A 26439-nucleotide genomic window follows, 5' to 3' on the forward strand; every position below is an offset into this window, starting at 1 on the left:
ATTTTAAGTATTAGATATATAAACGGATTAAAGTTTTAAATCTTTGTTATCGTTATGGTAAATGTATCCTCAGGGGCATCCGTCGTATCATGGTAAGCTCCTACGTTAATAAAATATTCAGTTCCTGCGGTTGTTGTAATGGTTATTGTTTCCGCACCACCATCACCCGCCGCATCTACGGTCCCTACGCATGCAAAGTTCCCGCAACTGCCGCTATATACCCCGATCTGAGGATCAAAAGTACTTCCGGAAGGCATTGTTGTTTTAATGGTATACTGACTGCCGTCTCCTGTAAGTTTAAACCATGTACCATCATTCATCCCGGTATCTCCGCTACTTGTACAGACACTTATATTTCCCGCATTATTAGTAGCGGATATCGCATCGTCCTGGGTATAGGTATAAGGAAAAACCGAAGCTACCAGCGCCCCTGAACATCCGTCATTTGCCGGTATCGGAGGAATTGTTTTAAATAAAGCATCTGCACAGCCAGCAGATTCAACACCTCCTGCTACGGCTGTAACCTTTAAGTAATAATTGGTATTGCGGATTAATGGAACTGACGGAGTAAGACTGAGCCCCGTTACCACCTGCTGATTGATCACGTCTGTACCTCCCGGGCTGGTTCCTAATGAAACTTTATAAGAATCTGCACCTGAGACAGCCAGCCATTTGAATTCAGGCGTTAAAGAAACCTTCTGAGGATTATTGACCGGATAAAGAATAAAAGGGCAGGCAGGATTTGCTGCCGGCACAAGACCGGAAATCGTAATTGCTGATTTATATCCCGCTCTTATCCCTCCCGGTGGGGCTGCAATATCTACAACACTCCGGTCTCCTTTATAGTAAAGGGTTGAATTGGGTAAATACTGATATACACGAAAGACTTCATCAAAATTATTAATATCGATACTTGGCGAATTTTCTTTTGCCGCAATCACCAGGTTATCTGTATTGTTGTAAGGAAACGGCGTAGTAAAAGTAACTGTGACTTTATTATTCGTCTTTACCACAGTGCCGCTATATACTTGCGTAAGTGCTGACGAAGGGATCCAATCTGTACCGGATGCAAAAGCTGTTTTTGAGCTATGCCCCAGATAAACCGTCCAGTCTGATGAATCTGTAATGGTAACTGACGGATCCACATAAAAGGTAAGTCCCGTAATATTACCTGCCGCACTGGCATTGAGCTCCTGCTTAGGATAAATCTGCTGTACATAGGAATAGGAAAAAAAGGTGCTCACAGGAGCCGTCCCTACGGTTGTACTTCCGGTATTGAGATTGATCTGGGCTTTCATACCCAGGACTACAAACAACAAGGATAAAAGTAAAATTCTTTTCATTATTAATAATATTACCAACGAATATGATGCTAATTTAATAATAATATTGCTGATTTATACAATAAAAAAAATATTCAATCACATAAATAGAAACTCATGAACAAATTAAGCATAGAATTCACTTTTAGATTAAAATATTTAAACATTTCACAATAAAAACATCATACACTTAAAAACAATTTCAATTAAAAGCAATTTTAAGCACATATTTAATATATTTACACTAAATATCAATGGTATGTATAAAAGGCTATTTTTTTTAAGTCTGCTCTCTGCAGGTCTCTTTCAATCACAAACAACTATGATGAATGTGATATCTGATGCCGTTTATTATGACGGCTATGCAGCTACCGTATCCAATCCCACGCCGCCTGGCCTTACAAGACTCAATAACGCCAGATATACAAGAAAGCTTACGGATGCTGAACTCGATTCTTTCAAAGCAAAAATCGCTATGAGGGTAACTATAGGTGCGCTATGTGATAATTATGACCGCCTCGGAGAAGTCTATCTGGCAATGGTCCCTAAAAACCAGGCTACCTACACAATAGACGATGCGAATGTAAAAAGAATTGAAGTAGCCAGATACATCACACCGTTTATGAACAAAAACCGCTCTCCTTTAGAAGTTCCTTATACTTATGATATCAGTAATCTATACAATGTATTTCATGATTCGGCATTGCGGAATATGTATGATATGTATATGGAGCTTGATGTTTTCGGGGTTCCTTATGCCGCCCAGGGCCAGGTTGCGGGATGTTCCGGCAGGAATGATGTTTTTTCAGGAACTCTTACTTTTTTCTCAACAGACAACGGAGCAACGCCCAGCAGCTATAACAGCCTGGTTCCTCTGCTGAGCTATAATAGACTCAACAATTATAATAGCACTGACGTTACCGGCGAAACCGTAAGGATTGTAAGCTTCAACCTTCCGGATCCTGTTACTGATGCCCGCTTCTTTGTAATATCTACACCGCATGGTGCAGACGTAGGGGGTGAAGAATATATCAGAAGACAAAACTATACCTATATAGATGATGTGCAGATGCTGACCTATACGCCCGGTGGAATCTCCTGCGAACCCTTCAGGGTTTATAATACTCAGGGTAACGGAATCTACGGATCCAGTCCTAAGACTTTTGATGAATGGACCTCATGGAACAACTGGTGCCCGGGGAATTCAGTTCCTATAAGAGGTTTTACCATAGTCAATATGGCAGCAGGTAATCACACCCTTAAACATACCATTCCAACTGCTGTTTTCTATCAGCAGAAAGGTGATGTATATCTGTCAGCCTATATGCAGGGCAAAAGCAATACTACCTTAAATGTAAAGGATATCAGAACCATAGATCTCAATATTTACCCTAATCCCACTGCAGATTTCGTCAATATAAAATCAAAAGAAGCTGTTGCTTCCATCAGCCTTTTCAGTGTAGACGGAAGAAAATTAGCAGAAAACTACGGAGAAAACAGAATAGACCTTTCTTCATACACTCCCGGAGTTTATTTCCTGAATATTGTTTTGAAAGGGGGAATCACTTTTAAACATAAAATTATTAAAAAATAAAACGAAAATATATTAAACTAAGACAGCCTCAAAAGTCACCAACAGTAAGACTTCTGAGGCTGTCACTTTTTATATTTCCTTTATTTAAAACCATTTCTGAATAATTTCCATTTATATGCCTGAATTCTGAAAACCGTTCAAAAAATAGAAAAAAACCAGTCTTTTAGTAAGGTATTTTTTCTGCGTTTAAAACGTTTACTTTAATCCTTTGCCCAAAAAATTGTCATTTCCAGTTTATTAAACTATTTTTGGAGATTAAAAATTCTGCAAAATGAATTATCATTTTCAAGCACACAGACAGGTAAGAAAAAACCTTTTAGACATCCTTCAGAACACTTCTCATGAAGATCTGCTGCTGATCCCTGACGGTTTCAATAACAATATTTACTGGAATATTGCACATACTGTTGCTACCCAGCAGCTTCTGCATTATTATCTGAGCGGAAATCCTTTCCGTATTGATAAGTATTGGATTGAAACTTATAAAAAAGGAACTTTACCCAACCTGAATGTTCAGAAATCTGAAGTGGAAGACCTTGAGTTTTTGCTTACGGAAACTTCGAAGATTTTAATGAAAGATTATGACAGCGACTTCTTTTCAGACTACACTCCTTACACTACAAGTTTCGGAATGGACCTGAAAAGCATCCAGGATGCCATCATCTTCAACAATATGCATGAAAGCCTTCATTATGGCTATATAATGGCACAGAAAAGGGCAATTTTAGGAGAGAAATATTAGTTCAAAGTTTATTTGTTTAAGGGTTTTTTGACAGAAATATTATTTCACAGAAAAAATTTGAACATTAATTGAAAAACCAGAAATATTAAGTAAAAAGATCAGCTCTTTTATAAAATATTTAAATACAACAGACTTAAAGGGAACAAAGTATAAACCTTCAATTCAGAACACTGAACTTTACACAATAAACTTTGAACCCTCATATAAAACATTAAACAACTCAATGAAAGACGATTTTATTTTCGGGCTGCGTCCCGTGATTGAAGCAATTGAAGCGGGAAAAACGATTGACAAGGTCTTTGTGCAAAACGCACTTCAAGGGCCTATTTATGCTGAACTGAAAGCGATTTTAGCAAAAAATAAAATCCGTCCCAATTATGTTCCGGTTGAAAAGCTGAACCGTTTTACCAGAAAAAACCACCAGGGTGTGGTTGCTTTTATTTCGGATGTCCCGTTTCATAAAGTAGAAGATATTGTTCCTCAATTATTTGAGCAGGGAAAAACACCTTTCCTGTTGATTCTTGACAGACTTACTGATGTAAGAAACTTTGGGGCGATCTGCAGAACTGCGGAATGTGTTGGGGTAGATGCGGTCATCATTCCTGAAAAAGGAGCTGCACCTATCAATTCTGACGCCATAAAAACGTCTGCAGGAGCACTTTATAATGTAAAAATATGTAAAGAGAACAATCTTGCCCACACTGTAGATTTCCTTCAGCAAAGCGGAATTTCAGTATATGCAGCGAGCGAGAAAGCCGAGAAATTAATATACGACGTCAACTTCACAGAACCATGCGCTATCGTAATGGGAAATGAAGAAACAGGTATTTCCAAAGAAGTATTACATCATTCTGATGAAAAAATAAAACTTCCTATTGAAGGAAAGACCCAGTCTCTGAATGTTTCTGTAGCCTGCGGAGCGATTTTATACGAAGCGGTGAGACAGAAAATGACAGCAGCACCCAATCCTTAAAAAACTACTCTCAAAAATGGATCCGGACCGTTAAAAATGAATCTGCTCATGAATTGGTATGAATTCTGCACCATCTGACAGATCTTCTCAGAAAAAACAACCGGAAACAGCAGAAGATAGTAATCAAAAAGAGTAAGTAGTAGAATTTTAAAATTAAAAAACAGTAGAAAATGAAAAACATAGCAGCATTAGCGCTAATCTCATCTATAGCCCTTGTATCCTGTAAAAAAGAAACAGCAAAAATCACCAAAGTAGATCCTAAAACAGGGAAGACTGTAACGGTGGAAGTTCCGGCTGATTCTGTAGCTAAAGTTGCAGAAAATCCGGCCATCAGAGATTCTGCGGGGATCGTTACCCAATCTTTTAAACTTGAAAAAGGAAAAACGTATCCTCTTACCACGTACCAGAGAGATGTGAAAACCATGACTGATCCTCAGGGAAAATCAATCACTGCGACCAGCGAATCTACGGATGAAATGAATTTCACAGTTAATGATATCAAAGGAAATGTATATGACATGACCCTTAATCTTGTGGCTAAAAGAAGTTCACAGTCTGCACAGGGAAAAACAATTGTGGTAGATACCAAACTTCCTATCCCTAAAGAGGATGAGCTTAAAATGATCTGGAATATCAACAGAGCCCTTACCGGAAACAAGCTTGAAATGCAGATGGATAATAAAGGAAACGTACTTTCCATTAAAGGTTTTGATGCGGTTTATACAAAAGTTTCCAATGCTGTAGGAACGCTTATCAAGGATGCTAATGAAAAGGCAAGTGTGGTAGCAAGTCTTAAAGAGTCTTTCAATGAAAAAGTTCTGAAAGACCAGTTCCATAAAAACCTGACAATGATTCCTAAAAAAGGGGTAAAAGTAGGTGAAAAATGGTCGACTTCTGAAAGTGCAGACCCAAGCGGAAGTGTGAAAGTAACCTCCAATTATGTGTTAAAAAGCTTAGGAAACGGAACGGCTGAAATTGCAGTAACCGGAGGAATTCCTAAGAAAACTGAAAAGAAAAACCAGGGACCGATCACACACAGCTTAAGCAGCGAACTTGTTCAGAACGGAACCATCAAATTTGATGAAAATACAGGTTGGATCACTAATCAGAATATCAACGTAAAAACAACACAGGTTGAAACCATTTCAGACGGAAAACAGTCTCAGTCTATGAAAAGCGTTTCCAATTCTTCTGTAATGGTAAATCCTTCCGCTAAATAATTGAAGTAAAAACGTTCAGGGTTTACCTGTTAAATCCTGAACTTTAAATTTTAAAAGTTATGAAGTACATTCTTGAGTTAGTACTCACTGCCATTATTGTATTCTTTGTCTGGAATATTCTGAAAAGAATCTTTTTTAAGACATTTTACAGCTACCGTTTCAATAACAGCGGGAATCAGAATAACGGACAACAGGATATACACAACTCGAATAAGAATAACAAAAAGAACCTTAAATGGGATGCGGAAACCGTAGACTATGAAGAGGTGAAAGAGACTAATGACAAAAGGTAAAAATTCAAAGAAATAAAAGATAATAACCAGCATGGCAAAAAATAAAAACTTAATTTATATTGCAGCTTCACTAGTAATATTTATAGTTTTAGCATTTTTATATTCCACTCCTGTCCTTACAGGGAAACAGCTTTTCCAGCATGATATTGTGCAGTACAGAGGAGGAGCAAAAGAACTGCTCGACTACAGAGCCAACACCGGAAACGAGACTTACTGGAGTGATTCTATGTTCGGAGGAATGCCCACCTATCAGATGGGAAGCCAGTTCAAAGGCGATATCATCAAGAAAATAGACAGCAATCTGAACTTCCTGCCAAGACCGGTCAATTATCTCTTCCTGCTTTTTGCAGGTTTTTTCCTTTTGGGAATGGTAGCAGTCCGAAACTGGAAATACGCTTTATTAGGAGCCACTTTCTTCGGACTTTCCACCTATTTTTATATCATTATTGCAGCCGGACACAACGGTAAAGTAAATACTATTGAGTATTTCGCACCGCTTTTGGCCGGAATTTTATTGGTTTACATCAGGAAACAATATATCTGGGGATTCATTGTCACTACCCTGTTCATGGGGCTTCAGATCGCAGCGAACCACCCGCAGATGACCTATTACCTGTTTCTGGCTTTAGGATTCTTATTCCTGTCTGAGCTGATCAGAGCGATTCAGAAAAAGGTACCGATGAAACATTTCCTTATCTCTTCAGGAATTATTGCAGCATCCTGTATGATTGGAGTTGGAATGAATTCCCAAAGAATTATGGCCAATTCTGAATACGTAAAAGAAACGGTAAGAGGAAAACAGATTTTAACGAATGACAGCCATACTTCAGGAAAATCCGGAATGGATAAGGAGAGTATGCTGCTTTGGAGCTATGGCCAGCTTGAAACCTTAAACCTTTTCATTCCAAGATTAATGGGAGGCGGAAGCCAGGAACCTGAAGGAAAAGCGATGATGGGCAGAGTTCAGGAGCTTGTTCAGGAGAACGTAGGTTCACAGGCGGAAATGGACAGAATATCAAAAGGATTCAGCGGAATGACCTACTGGGGAGACCAGCCGGGAACTTCAGGACCTGCTTATCAGGGCGCTATCGTATGTTTCCTTGCAGTACTGGGATTCTTCTTCGCATGGAAAAAATACCGTTACTGGATTCTCGGAGGCTCTATCCTTACTATTTTACTGGCATGGGGAAGCAACTTTATGCCGTTATCCGATTTCTTTATTGAATATGTTCCGTTTTACAATAAATTCAGGGCTCCTTCTTCGATCCTTGTTGTAGTGGAATTGCTGTTCCCGTTAATTGCTATTATTGGCCTTTACAGATTCTTTACAGATGAAAAGCTGACTGAGGAATACAAACAGAAAATACTTACCTATGTAAGTGCCGGAACTTTAGGATTATTATTGATTCTTCTGGTTTTCGGAAAATCATTATTAGGATTTGCCACGGAAAATGAAAAGACCTACTTCCCGCCTTTCCTTCTTGATTATCTTGTGGACGAAAGATATAAACTGTTCAGAACAGATGCGATAAAAGCTTTCATCTATGTAGCAATTGCCGCCGTTGCTTTATTCTTAAGTTTAAAAAAGAAACTCAACCAGAATATTGCTTTGGTGATCATCGGTACAGTAAGTTTATTTGACCTTTGGACAGTAAACAAGCGTTATCTGAATGATGAAAACTATGTAGACAAGATCTTTGCTGAAAATCCGTTCCAGACAGAAAGTTCAGATCTTCTGGCTGAAAAAGTGCAGGGAAATCCGAATTTGGAATCGATCTTATCCAATGTCAATATCAACAAGACACTGGAAACCGTTGCTGAAAAAGATAAAGCACACTATAGAATCTACAACCAGACCCTAGGAGTAACCAGCGAAACAAATACCTCGTATTTTAAAGCGTCCATTGGCGGGTATCATGCTGTAAAGCTAAGAAGATATGATGATGTACTTAATGAATACATCAATACTATCGACAGCGTAAAAACACCTAATGTACTGAACTTACTGAATGCTAAATATATGATCTTCGGAGGCCCGGACCAGCCTCAGGTAGTTCCGAACCCGAAAGCTAATGGAAATGCATGGTTTGTAAGTGATTTAAAGTTTGTGGAAACCCCTAATGAAGAAATCAAATCTATAGGATCCATCGACAATAAAAAGACAGCGGTGATTGCCTCATCTGACAAGTCTTATTTTGATAATAAACCTGTTCAGGCAGATTCTACGGCATTCATCAATCTTACAAAATACCAGCCTAATGAGCTTGAGTTTAAATCTCAGTCGAAGACTCCTCAGCTTGCCGTATTCTCTGAGATCTACTATCCTCACGGATGGAAAGTAATGGTTGACGAAAAAGAAGTTCCTTACATCAAAGCAGATTATTTACTCCGTGCCGTACACGTTCCGGCGGGAAGCCATCATATCAGAATGGTTTTTGAGCCAGAAGTGATTGAAAAAGGGAAATGGATTTCGCTTCTTTCTTTCGGATTGTTTATTGCATTGGCAGCATTTGGAATTTTCTGGATGAATAAAAACAGGAAAAAACAGATTTTAACAGAACAGAAAGCCTGATTCTATATTGTCATAGGTCATTCACAGTGACAAACCAACCAACATGGAAGAGAAGAAAATACTGATCATCACCTATTACTGGCCTCCTGCGGGAGGTCCTGGTGTTCAAAGATGGCTGAAGTTTGCTAAATACCTGCCTGAATTCGGATGGAAACCCATCATCTACACGCCGGAAAATCCAAGTTATCCTTTGCTGGATGAAACCCTGATGAAAGATGTTCCCGAAAATATTGAAATCGTAAGAACGAAGATCTGGGAACCATACCAGCTGGCGGAAAAGCTGAATAAAAGCAATAAAAAGTTTAAAGCCGGACAATTCGATGTAGGAAATAATCAAAGCTGGAAATCCAGACTTTCCATTTGGGTCAGAGGAAATTTTTTCATTCCTGATGCCCGGGTATTCTGGGTAAAACCTTCCATTCAGTTTTTAGAAAAATACCTGAAAGAAAATAAAATAGATACCATTGTCACTTCAGGCCCGCCCCACTCGATGCATCTGATTGGTTTAGGCCTTAAGGATAAGCTTCCGGGGTTGAAATGGATTGCCGATTTCCGTGATCCGTGGACGGAGATTTCTTATTACAGGCACTTAAAACTCACCAAAAGATCTGACAAAAAACACAGACAACTTGAAAGTGCGGTTTTTAACAATGCAGACATTACATTAGCCACAAGCTATACCGATGCCGAAAACTTCAGGAAAGCAGGAGCTCGTGCAATCTGTATTACGAATGGATTTGATGAAAGTGATGCCGGCAGGAAAGGGAGTAAACAACCCGATCAAAGTTCAGTATTTACTTTAAGTTATATCGGGGTACTGGAACAGCTCAGAAATCCTGAGAACCTGTGGAAAGCCCTGGATGAACTGGTGCAAGAGAACGATGCATTTGCAAAGTATTTCAGCTTAAAGTTTGTGGGAAGAATTGATGATAAAATACTGAGCAGTATTCAGAATACAAGCCTTAAGAATCACATCTTAAATTTGGGATATCTTTCCCATGGCAAAGCTGTTGAAGAGATGCAGAATTCTGAAATGCTTCTGATCACCAATTTCCCGAATGAATCTTCAAAAGGTATCATCCCCGGAAAGATATTTGAATACCTGGCATCAGGAAAACAGATTTTATCATTCGGGCCGGACAAAGCTGATGTAGCAAAGATCTTAGAAGAAACCCAGGCAGGAAAACATTTTGGCTACAGTGATACTGAAACCGTAAAAAGATTTATCCTGGAAAAATTTGACCTCTGGAAAAGTGGAAATCTGTCTGAAAACACACAGCATATTGAACAGTTTTCAAGAAAAAACCTTACTCAACAGCTGAGTAAAATTCTATAAAGAAGCCTGAATTTTTAAATATATTTCAAACCACAAAAGAGCTGACAGAAATTATCAGTGATACCTTTTGTGGTTTGAAAAAAGTTATGTTGATTAAATGGTCCACTGATCGTTTACCACTGCTACCAGGTAATATTTCCCCTGGAATTCCTCAAATACAAAACGAACGGTTTTCCAGTCCATTTCCCCATATTTCTGTGTTCCTTTGATGTAGTTTTCCGTGAAATCATCTTTAGGATAGATCTCTTTTAAATTGTTCAGGGAATTTCCTCCACCAATAAATTTATTGAGGGAATATTGCGATGCCGTAAAATCTTTAGAGAAAACCCATTTACCAAGATAATCGTTGATGGTAGCCTTATAAGGATCTCCTGAACCGTCATGAGCTCCCCAGGTGAACAGGGTTTTGGTAGGCTGGTATTTTTCAAAATCGGCTTTGGAAAAATGTTTATCTTCTTTGGTATTTACAAAAGCATACATAGAAAAACGGATTCCTTTTTCAGGATGGATCCATGAAGCAAAAGCTTTATAATCTTTATTTTTCAAGGTCATCAGCACCTCATCATTGCTTTGCTTTAAAGTGGCTTCTCTGGCTGCAGTATTTTTAACGGTAGTAGCCGCACTGTCTGATTTTGCCTGTGCCATTGAGTCGATCACATTCGGAACTGGCTTTTGTACTTCTTTTTTACAGGCCACAACCACACCCAAAGCAACCAGGGGGATCATCTGTTTTTTCATATTTTCAATTTTGTAATCCGTAAAAAACACCAAAAGTGATGCCAAGCGGAAGGAATATGTTTGAAAGTTTGAAAAGTTTTATGAATAAGAAGGATTCAGGCTGTGAGTTCAGGAATGCGACCTTCATCAATATGAGCAACAGATGAAAAAGAAGGGTGAAAATTGAGGATGAGAAGTTTACTTTGGAAATCCATAATTGAAAATTTACATCGTACCTTTGTTCTATGGAAATTTTGGATATTCTTATCATCGGAGCGGGCCCTATTGGATTGAACTGTGCACTTGAAGCCCAGAACAACAATCTGAAATATTTAATTGTAGAAAAAGGGACCATTGTCAATTCACTGTATCATTATCCTTTGTATATGCGTTTTTTTTCAACGGCTGAAAAGCTGGAGATTGACAGCATTCCGTTTATTACAACTTCTCCTAAACCGGGAAGACAGGATGCGCTGGAATATTACCAGGGGATTGCCAGGCAAAAAGAACTGAATATTCATCTCTATGAAAAGGTACTGAACGTTTCAAAAAATAAAGGAATATTTGATATTGAAACCACTAAAGCAAACTACCAGGCCAGAAATGTAGTCATTGCAACAGGATTTTATGATATTCCCAACCTCATGAATGTTCCGGGAGAAAATCTTCCGAAAGTAAAGCATTATTATACCGAACCTTATCCGTATGCAAGACAAAAGATTGTAGTTGTAGGATCAAGTAATTCTGCTGTAGATGCAGCACTTGAAACGTACAGAAAGGGAGCGGAAGTGACCATGATCATCCGTCACTCCGAAATTTCAAAAAGTGTAAAATACTGGGTAAAACCGGACATTGAAAACAGGATTGCAGAAGGCGCTATAAAAGCCCATTTCAATGCTGAACTCATTGAAATCAAGGAAAGGTCCTTAGTTTTTAAAACTGAAGATCATCAGATCCGGGAAATTGAGAACGATTTTGTACTGGCCATGACAGGTTATCTTCCTGATTTTGATTTCCTGAAAAACTCAGGGATCGAACTCAAAGGTGACTGTATGAATCCGTCCTATACCCATGAAACCATGGAAACCAATATTCCCAACCTTTATCTTGCCGGAGTGGTGTGTGGAGGAAAAGATACCCATCTCTGGTTTATTGAGAATTCAAGGATTCATGCGAATATGATTATTAACCATATCCTTTCAAAATAACTTTTAAAAATTTCCGGTTATTTTTTTTGCTGATGAAGCAAATACTTTTATTTTTGATCTGTAAATAACTGATCATAGAATATTAATTTAAAAAACGACCAGCCATGGCAGAAAGAAATTCAAGAGGAATTTTAAAATTCAACAACGGTGAAGGCCAGAAGTTATTGAAACTTAATTATAGTGTATCAAGATCTATAGACGTATCAGGACGTGTAGCATCCGATCCTTCCAATGCATTAATCAAAATCACGGTAGAAGCTACAGACAAATCGGATATTCTTGAAACCCTTCTGAACGGAAAATACAAGCCGACTGTAGGTGAGATCACCTTCAATAAATCTCATGAAGAAGGTACCCTGACGACCATCAAATGGAAAAACGGATATGTCATCCAGCATGAAGTGGATTTTGACGCTATAGACACCAACAGTATGCTGATCAGTTTCGTAGTAAGTGCCGAAGAGATCGATATGGGTAATTCTTCTTACTTCGGAGGATGGCCTTCTTAATCGTAAGCAGTTCATTAATCCATTCAATATAAAACCCGGCTGATCTCAGCCGGGTCGTTTTTTTTATGTTTAACTACAATATTTTACTTAAACGAGATCTTCTTCCACCTTATTTTTATCTTTAAGCATCCATGGAATGACAAAGTAAAAGCCAACAGCAATTACAGTCGCCAATACTCCCGTTCCGATCCACAGAACATTAAATCCCAGTTTATCGGCAATCAGTGTTCCTATATAAGGGGTAATGATAAATGCAATGGATATTGACATCCCGTTCATTCCCATATAAGCCCCTTTATTATTTTTCCCTGAACGAAGGGCAGTAATGGTAGACATAAAAGGCAGCACCCAGATCTCCCCTATACAAAGCAGTGTCATAGAAACCATCAGCGTAATCATGCTGTAATCAAAAGCCAGCATCGCATACGAAACACCGCACAGGAATGTTCCAAAAAGCATGGTAAACGCCAGGGTGAAATACTTTTCAGCCAATTGTACAAAGCCCATTTCAAGCAATACAATAAGGAAACCGCTATATCCCAGAACATATCCGATATTCTGCTGACTGAGGTGCGCCGTATCCTTATAAAAGATCGTAAGGGTACTGAACAGCTGGAAAAAGCATATGGCAAACAGCATACAAAATATACTGTAGATTATAAATTTACTATCCCTGTAAGGTGAAGCCTCTTTCTTTATAACGATCGCCTCTTTTACTTTTTTGGCTTCCTGTTTTGCCCGTTTTGTGCGGCCTTTGAAAAACCAGATGTACATTAAACCAGCCAATAGAGCCGCTAAAGCATTGGTGAAAAACAAGAATTCATAAGAAATAGCAGATAAGATCCCTCCCAGTGCAGGCCCGATAGAAAATCCGAGGTTGACAGCCATTCGGTTCAGGGAAAAAGCCCGTGTAATGTTTTCCGGCTTTGCATATTTTGTAATGGCTACTGAGTTGGCCGGACGGAATGTTTCGCTTACAATACTCTGGGCCAGAATGATCCCTGCCAGACCAGCTTCTGTAGTAAAGAGCGGAATCAGGCAGAATAAAGGTACACTGAGCAGCAGGCTTAAACTCTGTACCCTGTACTCTCCTATCTTATCTGTGATCATCCCTCCCAGCCATGAGCCGATAACCGAGCCAATTCCGAAGAAGCTCAGTACTATTCCTGAATTTTCAATACTGAAATGTAAATGATTGGTCATATAAACTCCCAAAAAAGGAAGTACCATAGAACCTGCCCTGTTGATGAGCATTACCAACGCCAGCATCCAACTCTCCTGCGAGAGTCCTTTGAAAGAACTCGTATATAAGTTAATTAATTTCACAATAATATTTTGGGGGAATCTGAAAATGCAAAGGTAGCTAAAAATAGCTCAAAGCCCTTTATTTATGGTATTTTTTATAAATAGCTCTGATAAGGAAAGACTATTATCTCTATCCGGGGAAAATTTTGGATTCGCATCAAAGAAGTGAAGACCAAAGTGCATAATTCATATTATTGGAAAGTAAAGATTTTTACATGGCAGCTCATTGTAAGGCGCAAAAGGCTATTTTACTATATCTATGGTTGTATTTTCTTAGCCAAACAAGCACACAGGCTTTATCAATTTTTTATTTGTGTATGAGTTATCAAAGATTGGCTGTGATACGTGAAAAAACGTAAAACATTTCTGTCGCTATCTGTAGGCTTCTGTCACTGTAAATCTGCGTCTGCTCCGGAGTATTATCCGAAACTTTAGGATCATCATATTGTATTGAGAATCTGGCTTCTGCCCCTAAAACTGAAGGGCAGCCTTCGTCTGCATTGCTGCAGGTCATTATAGCAGCAAATTCATTTTCAGGATTAAATCCGTTATCATATTCTTTAGAAAAACAGATCACAGCGGATTCATTTTGTGCATATTTAACAGCGTAGACAGGATTTGCAGTTTCATTAAGCTTTTGGATCTGAAAACCTTGATTATTCAATATTTCTGCCACCTTAGGAAACATGGCCGTTGCTTCCGTGCCTCCTGAATAGCAATGTACATTCCGGATGTTAAAATGACAGGCCATTGTCTGGGCCCAGACCTGGGACAGGTGGCTTCTGCGGCTATTATGGGTACAAATGAAATTCAACCGGATCTTCTGATCAGCTTCTACTTTGCTTTGTATGTAATTAACGAACGAATCTAAAATGGCTATTCTTTCTTCTGAAATTGTATCTGCCGAAAGTACCTTGATATATTCTGAAATTTTGGGGTTCATATTATTAATTTTATCTGCTTAGCAGCATCCGCCTCCCGGAGTGCAGGAATTGCTTTGATTTACCGTAAGTTCTGAAAGATTTTTCTTTTGCTTTCCGGAAGGGATTCCACAGGCTTCACTTGCCAGGCATGCTGTAGTCTTACTTTTCAGAACAAAGGTTTTTCCGTTGAACTCAAGATCATATTTGCCGATTGTATCACTTTGATATTCCACCTCAATCTCAGAGTCCTCAATGTCTAATTTTTGTTCGGAAAGCCTGATAATATTCAATAGTTTCCCGGGTTTCAGACGGTGTTCATAATCGTCGGCATTCCACAGCTGAAAATTTACAGTTTTTTCAGTACGGATCACCCCACCACAGTCAATGAACTTTTTATGGATCTGCCCTACTTCAGTAACATGAAAGTGTTCCGGTACAAATGTTCCGTTTTCTAATTGGAATTCAACATTTTCTAATGTTGGAAGAATTTCCTTGATTTCAGATAATTTCATAAAAATTGTTTTAAAAATATTTAATAATTGATATATTGCAATATTACGATATTAAAAAATAAAAAAAGCTATGAACAGCAATTGTTCACTTTGACTTCCTGGTTGAAGAATGCATTAAACTCGTTTTGAATCTCCTTCCATGCAGTGGCATCTATACAGTAACAAACAGATTTTCCTTCTACAGTACCCTGTATTACGCCCAGATTTTTCAGTTCTTTTAAATGCTGCGAAATCGTCGCTTGTGCTAATCCCAATTCATCTACCAAATCATTGCAAATACAAGCTTTCTGATTGATAATATGCTGCAGGATGGCAACTCTGGCGGGATGGCCCAAAACTTTGAACGCAGAAGCCAGTTTATTCTGCTCGTCTGTAAATATTTCTGACTTGGTAAGCCCCATATTCTGTATTTTATTATCGCAATATTACGATTATAATTTTGAAAGACAAAATTACTGATGAAATTTTTCCATTTTACCTGTTGTGTGTACAACAAAAAAGCAGGACTTATTTCTAAGTCCTGCTTCTATTGTATCTGTAGTCCTGAAACTATTCAGGCTTATAAGAATCTTTTAAAGTTACGGTACGGTTGAATACCAATGTAGAATCCGTAGAATCCTGGTCTTTGGTGAAGTACCCGATTCTCTGGAACTGTAATGGTTCTCCTATCGCTACATCTTTCAGGCTTGGTTCAGCAAAACCTTTCACAGTAGTTACCGACTCAGGATTGATGAAGTTTAAGAAGTCTACGTCTTTTTCAGCATCCGGCTGCTCTACAGTAAACAACTGGTTGTAAATTCTTACTTCTACAGGAATCGCATGTTTGGCAGATACCCAGTGAAGTGTTCCTTTTACTTTTCTTAAACTTTCTTCTGTTCCGCTTCCGGATTTACTCTTCTCATCATAAGTAGCATAGATGGTAGTGATCTCACCGTTTTCATCCTTTTCCACTCTTTCAGCTTTGATGATATAAGCAGATTTTAAACGAACTTCACCGCCCAGCTTCAGTCTGAAGAATTTATTGTTAGCTTCTTCTTTGAAGTCTTCACGTTCAATATACAGTTCTCTTGAGAAAGGAATTTCTCTTGTCCCTGCATTTTCCTGTTCCGGATTGTTTTCAGTTTCTAACCATTCTTCTTTATCTTCAGGATAGTTTTCGATCACCAGTTTTACAGGATCTACCACAGCCATCACACGCTTAGCCACTTTGTTCAGGTCCTCACGTACGCAGAAGTCCAGCAACTGGATTTCAATCAGGTTTTCTCTCTTCGCCACTCCCACTTTATCAATAAAGTTTCTGATGGAAGCCGGAGTGAATCCTTTTCTTCTCATTCCTGAAATGGTAGGCATTCTGGGATCATCCCATCCTGTCACCACGCCTTCGGCCACCAATCTCTGGAGCTTTCTTTTGGATGTGATCATATAGGAAACGTTCATCCTTGCAAATTCTCTCTGCTTGTTTTTAACCCTTCCTTCTTCGTAAACCTGGTCTAAATACCAATTGTAAAGCGGTCTGTGATTTTCAAACTCTAAGGAACAAAGTGAATGCGAAATTTGCTCAATATAATCGGATTCCCCATGAGCCCAGTCGTACATCGGATAAATTTTCCATGCTGTACCTGTTCTGTGGTGAGGTTTATTCAGGATTCTGTACATCACAGGGTCACGCATGTTCATATTCGGTGACACCATATCAATTTTTGCACGAAGTGACATTGAACCGCTTTCAAACTCTCCATTTTTCATTCTTTCAAACAGATCAAGAGATTCTTCTACCGGACGGTTTCTGTACGGAGATTCCACTCCCGGCTCAGCAGGATTTTTTCTCTGTTCTGTAATCACTTCAGACGGCTGCTCATCTACGTAAGCCTTGCCTTCCTTAATCAATTGTACTGCCCAATCATAAAGCTGCTGGAAGTAGTCTGATGCATACAATTCTTTATCCCATTTGAAACCCAGCCATTCAACGTCTTTTTTGATAGAATCTACGAATTCCTGTTCTTCTTTTTCAGGGTTCGTATCGTCGAAACGAAGGTTTACGGGAGCGTTGTATCTTTCACCCAGGCCAAAGTTGATGCAGATGGCTTTTGTATGCCCTACATGCAGGTACCCGTTCGGCTCAGGGGGAAAACGGAAACGGATCTGATCTCTTTTCAGACCGTTCGCCAAATCATCTTCAATAATTTGCTCAATAAAATTGAGGGATTTTTTTTCTTCTTCCATTAAGATTAGCTTTTATTTTTTAGCAAAAAAAGTTGTACAAAGTTACGGAAAAATTAGTGTTTTTGAAAGTGATTATTTAAAAGCCTTATTGTTTGTAATTCAGTATTTTTCATTAATTTAGAAAAAGCTAAAAACCATAACTCAAGTTACTAATCATGGCCGTTTATATTTTGAATAACCGGAAAATAGTCCGTCATAAAGGGGAAAGACTGGATTTTTTTTCCAATGAATACTCAATTCCCATCAGGATTGCCCAATCTAATTCTGACAATAATAAAGAACGTACGGTCTCTTTATTGAATTCTGATATGACCTATAAAGTGTCTGAAGACTCTGAAAATTCTTTTAATAAGCTTTCTTTACTTGACAACCGGATTTCCATTACGGAAATTTTCCAGCTTACACAAAAGTACTTACTCCGGGATCAGGTAAAACGGACCAACCCATTAACAGGTTGAAAAACATTCTTTTTAAACAGTTTGAAATATGAGACCGGAACTCATGGAAATGATCTTCATTTTCACAGAGACAGAATGATATTTTTCAAAAATCATATGGAATAGATAGAAATATTATCATCAACATATTAAAAAATAACGAAAATATTTTCACAATTATTTCTTAATGATTAATTAAAAAAAACTTATAAAATTAAGCTTATGTTAAACTTACAGAAAGCCTTAAAAATGGCATAGAGATTGCCAATTCAATCTATAGAGAATTACAATTTTTTTATCATGAGGAAGATTAAAAAAAAGTTTTCTTATATCTTAATGTATATAAAGAAAGCCATCTTTGTAAAAGATGTAATTTAAAACCGAGTACCTAACCTTTAAAAAATCGAAGATTATCCGATCCAACAATTACTTTACCCTTTAATAAAGCCGAAAGAGAATCAAAATTCCTACAATTGAATTGCAGGAATTTATTTCCATGCGTTTGGTTACCTTATATGAATGCAGGTTTCTTTCCTTATTGTTTTTTTGCATTAGCATAAAAATCAGGCATTTTGTTAAATAATATTAAAATAATTCCCCAGTCATTGTATTATCAAAAAAGTTTCGGATATTTACTTATCAACCAAACTAAAAACTTTTAACGTGAAAAATCTAAAGAAATTAAGAACGGGAGAATTAAAGACCATCAAAGGCGGCATTATTCCCCGTGACTGTATGAGCTGGGATACCCGATTAAGATGCTGCCGGCAATGGCTTCCTGAATCTTCAGACAGACCTGTCTGCCCGGATAATCCTTTTTAATTTTCAGAATTAAAATATTTATATTCAAAACTGAATCAACCAACTTTTTAAAATATTTATTATGAAAAATCTAAAAAAAATCAATCGAGAAGAATTAAAGAGTATTAAAGGAGGAAGACCGCCTCTTGGATGTAATAACTGGAACCCAACAGCTGCATGCTGCAGAGCGTGGGCAGAGGGATACTGTGGGCCTACCTGCCCGGATTCACCTCCTCCCTATTGCTAGTTAATTTACAAAACAGTATTTTGAGCCCAATCGGTGTCTCATTCTGATTAATAAACGGTTCAAAAGACTCCTTATAAATGTCCAATGCCTACAACTTGCGGCATTGGGCTTTTTAGTTAACCGGTGATGGCAATGTTAACCGGTATTGCCATTCAGCATTCACATTTAATCAAAAACAGAATAGTATCATGAAAAAAACAGACAACAACTTCAAAAAACTGAACAAAAGAGAATTGAAAACCATCCAGGGAGGAAATATTCCTGTAGTTCCTATTGGCTGCAACAGCTGGGATTTCAAAGCCAGATGCTGCAGGGAATGGGATTGGGAACATTCGGAAAACCCAACTTGTCTTTAGTCTATTTCTTTATACTTTGAACCACAGCAGCTCATTTCTGAGATCTAGGCTGGATTCAAAATTATTGACAAATAAAGCTCCGGTGCCTAATCCTTGCGGCATCGGATTTTTTTTGGTGAATGTATATTGTGCAATGGCATTCAGTCCTATATTACTCTCCAGTGCTGAAGTGATCCACCAGCCAATATTTTGTTCCTCAGCCATGGAGATCCATTCGTCAGAACCGGCAAAGCCTCCTACTAAAGCAGGTTTCAGAATAATATACTGAGGTTGTATTGTTTCGAGCAGTTTTTTCTTTTCTGCAGGATCTGTAATTCCTATCAGTTCTTCATCCAAAGCAATCGGCGTGGGTGTCTGAGCGCATAATTCTGCCATATCGTTCCAGTTTCCGGCTCTGACCGGCTGTTCAATAGAATGAATATTCAGATCCGCCAGCTGCTGCATAACAACCACCGCTTCCTCTTTACTGAATCCTCCATTGGCATCTACACGAAGTTCCAGCTGATCTTTGGAGAATTTCTCTCTCAGCTTCTGAAGAATCACATGCTCAGATTTCCAGTCGACCCCGATTTTCAGTTTAATACAGTGAAATCCTTTTTCCAGTTTATCCTGAATCTGTTCTTCCATATAGCCGACGTCTCCCATCCAGATCAGTCCGTTGATCATAATGGCCGATTTACCTTCCGTAAATTCACTGGGGAAATATAAATTCCCACCATATTTCAGATTCAGAACGGCCTGTTCGTAACCAAACCACAAAGACGGGAATTCTTTTAACTCCTCTTTTAAATAGGAAGGATCTTTTTCAATATTTTCACAAAGCCATTTCAGCTTTTCTTCATAATCCGGCCTGTCATCATAGCTTAAGCCTCTGAAGATCGCACATTCCCCTACTCCTTTTTTGCCGTTTTCAGCAATCTCCAGAATAAAGGTTTCCTTATCAAGCAAAACGCCTCGAGATGTTCCACTCGGGCGTTTGAATTCTAACAGATATTTTAAATAATTTGCTTCCATTTATTTTACACTGTCGATACGCATAAATTCTTCTGCCTTTTCTACCATATCAACACTTCCGCAGAAGAACGGAATTCTCTGATGAAGTTCTGTAGGCTCTACTTCCAGGATTCTTCTGAAACCGTCTGTGGCCTTTCCTCCGGCCTGTTCTGCAAGGAATGCCATTGGATTACATTCGTATAACAATCTTAATTTACCGTTCGGAGCCTGGGAATATGAAGGATAGATATAGATTCCTCCCTTCAGCATATTCCTGTGAAAATCGGCAACCAGAGAACCGATGTATCTTGAAGTATAAGGACGATCCCCTTCTTCCATCTGGCAATACTTAAGGTAATTTTTTACTCCCTGAGGAAATTTGATATAATTTCCTTCGTTGATGGAATAAATCTTACCTGTTTTTGGGAAGGTCATATTCGGGTGTGAAAGGTAATAAGTACCAAGAGAAGGATCCAGTGTAAATCCGTTTACTCCGTTTCCTGTAGTATATACGATCATTGTGGAAGATCCGTAAATAACATATCCTGCTGCAATCTGGTTGATCCCTTTTTGTAGGAAGTCTTCCAGTTTAACAGGAGTTCCCGGTTCAGTTACTCTTCTGTAAATAGAGAAAATAGTTCCTACGGAAACATTCACGTCGATATTGGAAGATCCGTCCAAAGGATCAATCAATACCACATATTTACTTAAATGACCATTTTCACCGCATTTGATATCGATAAAATCATCATTTTCTTCAGATGCAATACCACAAACAACCTCTCTTTGAGACAAAGCCGTAATAAAAATTTCATTAGCGATCACATCCAGTTTCTGCTGTTCCTCACCCTGAATATTCTGGTTTCCCGCAGCGCCTGTTATATCTACAATTCCTGCTTTATTTACTTCTCTGTTTACCACTTTAGAAGCCAGTCTTATTGCACTGAGAAGACGGGAAAATTCACCTGTGGAATACTGAAAATCGTCCTGCTTATCAATAAGAAACTCTCCTAAAGTCTGTAATGGCTGATTTGACATATTTTTCTTTTTACTTTTCCCCCAAATTTCGGAAAATTTATTGCATTAAGAAAATTTAATTACAAAACAGGTTACTCACTGTATTTCAGCGAAGTATCATTCAAACACAACATAATATTAAGCAGTTACATGCAATTCAACGTCCAGATTTGCTATTCCGGAGGCGCAAAAAAACCGGATTATTTCATGAATTGTTGATTTTAAGGAAATCTTAATTCTATCGGGCTGCCAGGCTATTTCATATCTCGTTGTAAATTTATAATTTTGACGTCCGTAAAAAACTCATGTAATTTTTTATCTAACAATTTTATTTTTAACAATTTAATGAAAATTTTCAAGTTTGGTGGAGCGTCTGTAAAAGACGCCGAGAGTGTGAAAAATGTGTCCATGGTTCTAAAAAGCCAGGGATTTGCCAAATGTTTGCTGGTGATTTCAGCAATGGGCAAGACGACAAATGAGTTGGAAAAAGTTGTAGAACTTTATTTCAAAAAAGATAACTATCAAGCTGAGATTGAAAAGATAAAACGAAAACACATTGAGATTGCGGAAGGTCTTTTTCCTGAGAATCATGCGGTTTTTGCTGAAATCAATCTCTTCTTTGATGATATCGATTCTTTTTTAAGAAGAAATAAATCTCCTAATTACGACTTCGTGTATGATCAGGTGGTGAGCTGCGGAGAAATGATTTCCACAAAAATTGTAAGCGAGTACCTGAATGAAATTCAGTTTACCAACCAGTGGCTGGATGCCAGGGATTATATCAAAACAGATAACTCATACAGGGAAGGTACGGTAGACTGGACGAGAACTGAAGAATTCATCAAAAATCTTAATCCGGAAATCTGCTATGTTACCCAGGGCTTCATTGGTTCTGATGACAATAATTTTACGGTAACATTAGGACGAGAGGGATCTGATTATTCTGCAGCTATTTTCGCGTATTGCCTGAATGCTGAAGCGATGACAATCTGGAAAGATGTACCCGGGGTGATGACAGGAGATCCGAGAAAATTTGAGGATGTATCCCTTCTTTCAAATATTTCTTATGAAGAGGCGATCGAAATGGCTTATTACGGAGCAAGTGTAATTCACCCGAAAACATTACAGCCTTTACAGCAAAAAAACATTCCTTTTTATGTAAAATCTTTCGTAGATCCTACCAAAGAAGGAACAAAAGTAGGTGCTTCAGACAAGAACCAACATGAGGAGTCTTATATTTTAAAAGAAAACCAGGCTTTACTGAAAATTTCCACAAGGGATTTCTCTTTCATTGCGGAAGATCATATGAGCTTGATTTTCGGGTATCTGTCTAAATATAAGATCAAGGTTTCCCTGATGCAGAACTCTGCTATATCACTGGCATTGTGCCTGGAAGATAAATTTAATCAACTTGAAGAACTTAATGAAGAGCTTCAAAAAATTTTTAAAACCGAAGCAATTAAAAATGTATCTTTATTCACAGTAAGAAATGCGAAGATGGATCACATTGACAGATTTTACCAGGAAAAAAATGTATTATTGGAACAAATTTCCAAGAATACACTTCAAATGGTAACACAATAATATTAATTGCGACTAAACACACATGAGTTTAATTTCGAAAAACGATCTGATCAAAGCTTCCGGCTTAAGTAAAATCGGGTTCCTCAAGAACCCGGTAGCATCTGCTGTGATGAGCATTGCTAAAATAAATGAAGTAAATAAATTATACGATAAATTAAAAGACAAGGAAGGCAAAGACTTTTTCGACTCATTTGTAAGAGAAAGAAACCTAAGCTATGTAGCTTTTGAAGAGGATCTGGCAAAAATTCCGAAAACAGGACCTTTTATTCTGGTTTCGAATCACCCGCTGGGTGCTATAGACGGAATTCTGATGTGCAAGATCTTGTCAGAGGTACGTCCGGATTTCAAGGTAATGGGAAATTTCCTTCTGGAAAAGATCAAACCTATGGAACCGTATGTAATCTCTGTAAACCCTTTTGAAAACAGAAAAGAAGCTTACAGCAGTTCTGCGGGAATGCGTGAAACCCTCAAGCATTTACAAAACGGAGGCTGTGTAGGTATATTTCCGGCGGGAGAAGTTTCCAACAAAAATAATCCTTACGGAGAAATCTTAGATAAAGAATGGGAAAAAACGGCACTTAAGCTGATCAGAATGGCTAAAGTGCCGGTAGTTCCCATGTATTTCCATGCCAAGAACAGCCGTCTATTTTACCAGGTTGCCAAGCTGCACCCGAACTTACAAACGCTGATGCTGCCTGCTGAAATGATGAATGACAGGGAAAAGCCAATCAGAATCAGAATCGGAAGACCTATCACGGTGAAAGCAATGGATGACATGGAAACGATTGAAGAACTGGGAGAGTTTCTGAAACGTAAGGTTTACATGATGAAATCTTATTATGAAAAAAGAAAATCCCTGGCCCAAAGCATCAATCTTCAGAATCTTTCTGTAAAATTTCCTTTGCTGAAAGAGGAAAATATCGTTCAGAACATTATTGATGAAACTCCGATTGAGGACATTATCAAAGATGTTGACAAACTTAGAGGTACTGACAAAATGCTGTTCAGTAACGGAAATTACGAAATCTACTTTACCACATACGAAGAAATTCCTTCTATCATGCGGGAAATCGGACGCCAGCGGGAACTGACCTTCCGTGCAGTGGGTGAAGGAAGTAATCTGCCGTTTGACCTGGATGAATATGATAAGCATTATCACCATCTTTTCCTTTGGGACAATGGTGAGAAGAAACTGGCCGGAGCCTACAGAATGGCACTGGGCAGAGAAGTCATGAAAAAATATGGCATCAAAGGCTTCTATACAAGTTCTTTATTTGAATTTGAGCAGGACATTCACCCTTTCTTCAAAAAAGTGATCGAAATGGGCCGTGCCTATATCTGTCAGGAGTATCAGCAGAAACCTCTTCCCCTTTTCCTTTTATGGAGAGGAATTGTGCATGTATGCCTGAGAAATCCTGATCATAAATTCCTGATGGGCGGTGTAAGTATCTCTAATAAGTTCTCTGAATTCTCAAAATCTCTGATGATCGAGTTTATGCGTTCGAATTATTTTGATTCTGCCGTTGCACAATATATTACGCCTAGAAATGAATACAAAGTAAAGCTTCGTGACCGGGATAAGAATATTTTCTTTGAAGAAATGGAATCTGACCTGAATAAGCTTGACAAAATCATCGATGACCTGGAACCTGAACTGAGACTTCCTGTTCTGATCAAAAAATACATCAAACAGAATGCGAAAGTAATCGCTTTCAACGTTGATCCTAACTTCAATGATGCGATTGACGGATTGATGTATATCCGTATCAGTGATCTTCCGGAAAACACGATCAAACCGGTATTGGAAGAAATGAGTGACCAGATCAGAAAGGAACAGGAAAATAATCCGTCTGATAATCAATAGTTTTTTTGGTTTCAATAAAAAAAGCATGATGAATACTTGCTTTGTATACTAAAACTTACTACTTTTGCAACACTTTAAAACAACGAAGTAAGTCAAACAACAATATAATGGTTTCTTAGCTCAGTTGGTAGAGCAATGGATTGAAAATCCATGTGTCCCTGGTTCGATTCCTGGAGAAACCACTTGAAGACCTCTGATTTTTCAGAGGTTTTTTTGTTTTTAACATCGGCTTCTCTTTCTAACTGATGCGATCTTTTTCTAACGCAGGACTTTTTATTCTTTATGTTATATTTTTAAGGGGCAAAGAATGCGGCTTTGTCGCTGAAGAAGCTTTATGGGATGAAGCAAAAAAAGTTGAGGACCGGCATAAAAACAGATGAAATAAATGCCTGACTTCAGAAAAGCGATCAGTATATCAAAATTTTTAGCCCTGTTAATCTTACATTTAGGAATAAAAGCAGATCTAAAGTAAAAAACATGTTTAAGAATCGAAAAAAATGTATTACTTTTGCATCACTTTAAAACAACGAAGTAAGTCAAACAATAACATAATGGTTTCTTAGCTCAGTTGGTAGAGCAATGGATTGAAAATCCATGTGTCCCTGGTTCGATTCCTGGAGAAACCACTTGAAAGCCTCTGATTTTTCAGAGGCTTTTCTTTTAGTATTATCTTATCGATATCGGGTGGGCTTATTTTCACCAAAAACAACTTATTGATAAACAATCAATTGAAATAAAGAATAAAAAAACCTAATTATTTTTAAAAAAACACCCGTAAAAACTTGTGTGATATTACAAAATGTTATACTTTTGCAACACTTTAAAACAACGAAGTAATAAACAACAACATAATGGTTTCTTAGCTCAGTTGGTAGAGCAATGGATTGAAAATCCATGTGTCCCTGGTTCGATTCCTGGAGAAACCACTTGAAAGCCTCTGATTTTTCAGAGGTTTTTTTGTTTTTAACCATAAGCTTCTCTTTTTTAACTGATGTGATATCTTCTGACGCAAAGATTTTTTATTCTTTATGTTATATTTTTAAGGGAGCAAAGAGTGCGGCTTTGTCGCTGAAGAAGCTTTTTTAGCTATAAATCAAAATGAAGCTGATTGGTCATACTCTGTTGCTGGAGAAATTGAAATTTCTTTAGATCTGGTTTATTGATTTAATATTGTTTTCCATTGTTGCAGAACATCTATAAACTCATGTACCGGCATATTAATAACAGGTTCATTCGGGAGCAAAGAATTTTCCAGATAAAAAGTTCTGGTATCAACATGAATATAACCACCGAGATCTTCAAATTTGAAAAATGTAAACCAGTTACCTGTCACATTAAATTCGCTAAGCGATTGCCAGTCCCAATAACCGCCTTCTTTTTCTATAAATGCCTCTCTAATCTCTATATTTTCCCAATTATTATTGAGGTAAACGAGTTCTACTAAGAATGGGGTTATTGCCGCCGGAGTTTTAAAATCGTTATTCAATAGGTTTTCCAAATTGGCGTAGTATGGATTATTGAAACTTATTTTATGATTGATCATGGAAAAATCAGTTAATTTCATATTGTTTGATCATTTTCTATTTATATTCATTTCGTGATGAGTAGAAGACCGGATTTTAGCACATTCTGACAGAAAAAACTAATATTTAATGATCTTTCTTAATGTCTGAATTTCTTCCATAGCCAGA

At 37.9% G+C, this 26439-nt stretch carries 25 protein-coding genes and 3 tRNA genes; 18 read left to right on the forward strand and 10 right to left on the reverse strand.

Going from position 1 to position 26439, the window contains the following annotated elements:
• Window positions 1-35: 35 nt before the first annotated feature.
• On the reverse strand, window positions 36-1343 hold the full coding sequence (locus BBI00_RS10680) for a hypothetical protein (RefSeq protein WP_123902258.1): 1308 nt from the start codon (window positions 1341-1343) through the stop codon (window positions 36-38).
• A 301-nt stretch (window positions 1344-1644) separates the two neighbouring features.
• Between BBI00_RS10680 and BBI00_RS10685 the strand changes: the two genes are divergently transcribed.
• From BBI00_RS10685 to BBI00_RS10715, 7 genes are all read left to right on the forward strand, one after another.
• Entirely contained in the window at window positions 1645-2916 is a 1272-nt protein-coding gene (locus tag BBI00_RS10685) for a peptide-N-glycosidase F-related protein (protein WP_165602512.1), read from the forward strand.
• Window positions 2917-3187: 271 nt separating this feature from the next.
• Window positions 3188-3658: a DinB family protein gene (locus BBI00_RS10690; protein WP_065398756.1), complete on the forward strand. Its 471-nt coding sequence runs from the start codon at window positions 3188-3190 to the stop codon at window positions 3656-3658.
• Between the two features lie 223 nt (window positions 3659-3881).
• A complete protein-coding gene (rlmB, locus tag BBI00_RS10695) occupies window positions 3882-4631 on the forward strand; it encodes a 23S rRNA (guanosine(2251)-2'-O)-methyltransferase RlmB (protein ID WP_065398757.1) in 750 nt (249 codons plus the stop codon).
• A gap of 170 nt (window positions 4632-4801) precedes the next feature.
• The gene (locus tag BBI00_RS10700) at window positions 4802-5851 is read left to right on the forward strand and encodes a DUF6263 family protein (protein WP_065398758.1); all 1050 of its coding nucleotides are present in this window, start codon (window positions 4802-4804) and stop codon (window positions 5849-5851) included.
• 59 nt (window positions 5852-5910) lie between these two features.
• The gene (locus BBI00_RS10705) at window positions 5911-6144 is read left to right on the forward strand and encodes a hypothetical protein (protein WP_065398759.1); all 234 of its coding nucleotides are present in this window, start codon (window positions 5911-5913) and stop codon (window positions 6142-6144) included.
• A gap of 31 nt (window positions 6145-6175) precedes the next feature.
• Window positions 6176-8716, forward strand: coding sequence for a YfhO family protein (locus BBI00_RS10710; protein WP_065398760.1), 2541 nt, complete (start codon window positions 6176-6178; stop codon window positions 8714-8716).
• Between the two features lie 43 nt (window positions 8717-8759).
• Window positions 8760-10052: a glycosyltransferase family protein gene (locus BBI00_RS10715; RefSeq protein ID WP_065398761.1), complete on the forward strand. Its 1293-nt coding sequence runs from the start codon at window positions 8760-8762 to the stop codon at window positions 10050-10052.
• A 93-nt stretch (window positions 10053-10145) separates the two neighbouring features.
• Here the strand turns inward: BBI00_RS10715 and BBI00_RS10720 are convergent, their stop codons facing one another.
• A complete protein-coding gene (locus BBI00_RS10720; RefSeq protein WP_065399707.1) occupies window positions 10146-10790 on the reverse strand; it encodes a hypothetical protein in 645 nt (214 codons plus the stop codon).
• Between the two features lie 224 nt (window positions 10791-11014).
• Here BBI00_RS10720 and BBI00_RS10725 point away from each other — a divergent pair, with 224 nt between their 5' ends.
• Together BBI00_RS10725 and tssD are read left to right on the forward strand one after the other, a co-directional pair.
• Window positions 11015-11977 carry a YpdA family putative bacillithiol disulfide reductase gene (locus BBI00_RS10725; protein ID WP_065398762.1) on the forward strand — a complete coding sequence of 321 codons (963 nt, stop codon included), beginning with the start codon at window positions 11015-11017 and terminating at the stop codon, window positions 11975-11977.
• Window positions 11978-12081: 104 nt separating this feature from the next.
• On the forward strand, window positions 12082-12486 hold the full coding sequence (gene tssD, locus BBI00_RS10730; RefSeq protein ID WP_065398763.1) for a type VI secretion system tube protein TssD: 405 nt from the start codon (window positions 12082-12084) through the stop codon (window positions 12484-12486).
• 87 nt (window positions 12487-12573) lie between these two features.
• Here tssD and BBI00_RS10735 read toward each other — a convergent pair whose 3' ends face one another.
• The 5 genes from BBI00_RS10735 to BBI00_RS10755 all read right to left on the reverse strand — a co-directional run bounded on the left by BBI00_RS10735 (window position 12574) and on the right by BBI00_RS10755 (window position 17449).
• Window positions 12574-13755, reverse strand: coding sequence for an MFS transporter (locus BBI00_RS10735; protein WP_083988475.1), 1182 nt, complete (start codon window positions 13753-13755; stop codon window positions 12574-12576).
• A gap of 361 nt (window positions 13756-14116) precedes the next feature.
• On the reverse strand, window positions 14117-14734 hold the full coding sequence (locus BBI00_RS10740) for an arsenate-mycothiol transferase ArsC (protein ID WP_065398765.1): 618 nt from the start codon (window positions 14732-14734) through the stop codon (window positions 14117-14119).
• Window positions 14735-14752: 18 nt separating this feature from the next.
• On the reverse strand, window positions 14753-15226 hold the full coding sequence (locus BBI00_RS10745) for a DUF6428 family protein (RefSeq protein WP_065398766.1): 474 nt from the start codon (window positions 15224-15226) through the stop codon (window positions 14753-14755).
• 68 nt (window positions 15227-15294) lie between these two features.
• Window positions 15295-15627: an ArsR/SmtB family transcription factor gene (locus BBI00_RS10750; RefSeq protein ID WP_065398767.1), complete on the reverse strand. Its 333-nt coding sequence runs from the start codon at window positions 15625-15627 to the stop codon at window positions 15295-15297.
• A gap of 148 nt (window positions 15628-15775) precedes the next feature.
• Window positions 15776-17449 (reverse strand): glutamine--tRNA ligase/YqeY domain fusion protein, encoded by a 1674-nt coding sequence (locus tag BBI00_RS10755; RefSeq protein WP_065398768.1) that lies wholly within the window; start codon window positions 17447-17449, stop codon window positions 15776-15778.
• Between the two features lie 155 nt (window positions 17450-17604).
• On the opposite strand from BBI00_RS10755, the gene BBI00_RS10760 reads away from it, so the two are divergent.
• The 4 genes from BBI00_RS10760 to BBI00_RS23075 all read left to right on the forward strand — a co-directional run bounded on the left by BBI00_RS10760 (window position 17605) and on the right by BBI00_RS23075 (window position 19290).
• Window positions 17605-17907, forward strand: coding sequence for a hypothetical protein (locus BBI00_RS10760; RefSeq protein ID WP_065398769.1), 303 nt, complete (start codon window positions 17605-17607; stop codon window positions 17905-17907).
• Between the two features lie 642 nt (window positions 17908-18549).
• The gene (locus BBI00_RS23310) at window positions 18550-18708 is read left to right on the forward strand and encodes a bacteriocin-like protein (RefSeq protein ID WP_165602513.1); all 159 of its coding nucleotides are present in this window, start codon (window positions 18550-18552) and stop codon (window positions 18706-18708) included.
• A gap of 61 nt (window positions 18709-18769) precedes the next feature.
• The gene (locus BBI00_RS23780) at window positions 18770-18934 is read left to right on the forward strand and encodes a bacteriocin-like protein (protein WP_167459743.1); all 165 of its coding nucleotides are present in this window, start codon (window positions 18770-18772) and stop codon (window positions 18932-18934) included.
• Window positions 18935-19122: 188 nt separating this feature from the next.
• Entirely contained in the window at window positions 19123-19290 is a 168-nt protein-coding gene (locus BBI00_RS23075; RefSeq protein WP_123843063.1) for a bacteriocin-like protein, read from the forward strand.
• 9 nt (window positions 19291-19299) lie between these two features.
• Here the strand turns inward: BBI00_RS23075 and BBI00_RS10765 are convergent, their stop codons facing one another.
• Together BBI00_RS10765 and fbp are read right to left on the reverse strand one after the other, a co-directional pair.
• Window positions 19300-20304, reverse strand: coding sequence for an o-succinylbenzoate synthase (locus tag BBI00_RS10765; protein ID WP_065398770.1), 1005 nt, complete (start codon window positions 20302-20304; stop codon window positions 19300-19302).
• Entirely contained in the window at window positions 20305-21321 is a 1017-nt protein-coding gene (fbp, locus tag BBI00_RS10770; RefSeq protein WP_065398771.1) for a class 1 fructose-bisphosphatase, read from the reverse strand.
• A gap of 324 nt (window positions 21322-21645) precedes the next feature.
• On the opposite strand from fbp, the gene BBI00_RS10775 reads away from it, so the two are divergent.
• From BBI00_RS10775 to BBI00_RS10795, 5 genes are all read left to right on the forward strand, one after another.
• The gene (locus BBI00_RS10775; protein ID WP_065398772.1) at window positions 21646-22884 is read left to right on the forward strand and encodes an aspartate kinase; all 1239 of its coding nucleotides are present in this window, start codon (window positions 21646-21648) and stop codon (window positions 22882-22884) included.
• 22 nt (window positions 22885-22906) lie between these two features.
• Complete coding sequence (locus BBI00_RS10780) at window positions 22907-24748, forward strand: lysophospholipid acyltransferase family protein (RefSeq protein WP_065398773.1); 1842 nt, start codon at window positions 22907-22909, stop codon at window positions 24746-24748.
• Between the two features lie 109 nt (window positions 24749-24857).
• Window positions 24858-24930 (forward strand) — tRNA-Phe (locus BBI00_RS10785).
• A 371-nt stretch (window positions 24931-25301) separates the two neighbouring features.
• Window positions 25302-25374 (forward strand) — tRNA-Phe (locus tag BBI00_RS10790).
• Between the two features lie 227 nt (window positions 25375-25601).
• A tRNA-Phe gene (locus BBI00_RS10795) sits at window positions 25602-25674 on the forward strand.
• Window positions 25675-25904: 230 nt separating this feature from the next.
• Here the strand turns inward: BBI00_RS10795 and BBI00_RS10800 are convergent.
• Window positions 25905-26312 (reverse strand): hypothetical protein, encoded by a 408-nt coding sequence (locus BBI00_RS10800; RefSeq protein WP_123902259.1) that lies wholly within the window; start codon window positions 26310-26312, stop codon window positions 25905-25907.
• Window positions 26313-26439 lie beyond the last annotated feature (127 nt).

Source organism: Chryseobacterium arthrosphaerae, from assembly GCF_001684965.1.
In the GTDB taxonomy this organism is placed as follows: domain Bacteria; phylum Bacteroidota; class Bacteroidia; order Flavobacteriales; family Weeksellaceae; genus Chryseobacterium; species Chryseobacterium arthrosphaerae.

Bases quoted from the DNA above. Each gene is read 5' to 3' on its own strand.
- BBI00_RS10735 (WP_083988475.1), bottom strand. From the start codon at position 13,755: ATGCTGGCGTTGGTAATGCTCATCAACAGGGCAGGTTCTATGGTACTT.
- fbp (WP_065398771.1), bottom strand. From the start codon at position 21,321: ATGTCAAATCAGCCATTACAGACTTTAGGAGAGTTTCTTATTGATAAG.
- BBI00_RS10745 (WP_065398766.1), bottom strand. From the start codon at position 15,226: ATGAAATTATCTGAAATCAAGGAAATTCTTCCAACATTAGAAAATGTT.
- BBI00_RS10720 (WP_065399707.1), bottom strand. From the start codon at position 10,790: ATGAAAAAACAGATGATCCCCCTGGTTGCTTTGGGTGTGGTTGTGGCC.
- BBI00_RS10680 (WP_123902258.1), bottom strand. From the start codon at position 1,343: ATGAAAAGAATTTTACTTTTATCCTTGTTGTTTGTAGTCCTGGGTATG.
- rlmB (WP_065398757.1), top strand. From the start codon at position 3,882: ATGAAAGACGATTTTATTTTCGGGCTGCGTCCCGTGATTGAAGCAATT.
- BBI00_RS10690 (WP_065398756.1), top strand. From the start codon at position 3,188: ATGAATTATCATTTTCAAGCACACAGACAGGTAAGAAAAAACCTTTTA.
- BBI00_RS10705 (WP_065398759.1), top strand. From the start codon at position 5,911: ATGAAGTACATTCTTGAGTTAGTACTCACTGCCATTATTGTATTCTTT.
- BBI00_RS10710 (WP_065398760.1), top strand. From the start codon at position 6,176: ATGGCAAAAAATAAAAACTTAATTTATATTGCAGCTTCACTAGTAATA.
- BBI00_RS10750 (WP_065398767.1), bottom strand. From the start codon at position 15,627: ATGGGGCTTACCAAGTCAGAAATATTTACAGACGAGCAGAATAAACTG.
- BBI00_RS10740 (WP_065398765.1), bottom strand. From the start codon at position 14,734: ATGAACCCCAAAATTTCAGAATATATCAAGGTACTTTCGGCAGATACA.
- tssD (WP_065398763.1), top strand. From the start codon at position 12,082: ATGGCAGAAAGAAATTCAAGAGGAATTTTAAAATTCAACAACGGTGAA.
- BBI00_RS10775 (WP_065398772.1), top strand. From the start codon at position 21,646: ATGAAAATTTTCAAGTTTGGTGGAGCGTCTGTAAAAGACGCCGAGAGT.
- BBI00_RS10765 (WP_065398770.1), bottom strand. From the start codon at position 20,304: ATGGAAGCAAATTATTTAAAATATCTGTTAGAATTCAAACGCCCGAGT.
- BBI00_RS10715 (WP_065398761.1), top strand. From the start codon at position 8,760: ATGGAAGAGAAGAAAATACTGATCATCACCTATTACTGGCCTCCTGCG.
- BBI00_RS23780 (WP_167459743.1), top strand. From the start codon at position 18,770: ATGAAAAATCTAAAAAAAATCAATCGAGAAGAATTAAAGAGTATTAAA.
- BBI00_RS23075 (WP_123843063.1), top strand. From the start codon at position 19,123: ATGAAAAAAACAGACAACAACTTCAAAAAACTGAACAAAAGAGAATTG.
- BBI00_RS10760 (WP_065398769.1), top strand. From the start codon at position 17,605: ATGGCCGTTTATATTTTGAATAACCGGAAAATAGTCCGTCATAAAGGG.
- BBI00_RS10725 (WP_065398762.1), top strand. From the start codon at position 11,015: ATGGAAATTTTGGATATTCTTATCATCGGAGCGGGCCCTATTGGATTG.
- BBI00_RS10780 (WP_065398773.1), top strand. From the start codon at position 22,907: ATGAGTTTAATTTCGAAAAACGATCTGATCAAAGCTTCCGGCTTAAGT.
- BBI00_RS10685 (WP_165602512.1), top strand. From the start codon at position 1,645: ATGATGAATGTGATATCTGATGCCGTTTATTATGACGGCTATGCAGCT.
- BBI00_RS10755 (WP_065398768.1), bottom strand. From the start codon at position 17,449: ATGGAAGAAGAAAAAAAATCCCTCAATTTTATTGAGCAAATTATTGAA.
- BBI00_RS10800 (WP_123902259.1), bottom strand. From the start codon at position 26,312: ATGAAATTAACTGATTTTTCCATGATCAATCATAAAATAAGTTTCAAT.
- BBI00_RS10700 (WP_065398758.1), top strand. From the start codon at position 4,802: ATGAAAAACATAGCAGCATTAGCGCTAATCTCATCTATAGCCCTTGTA.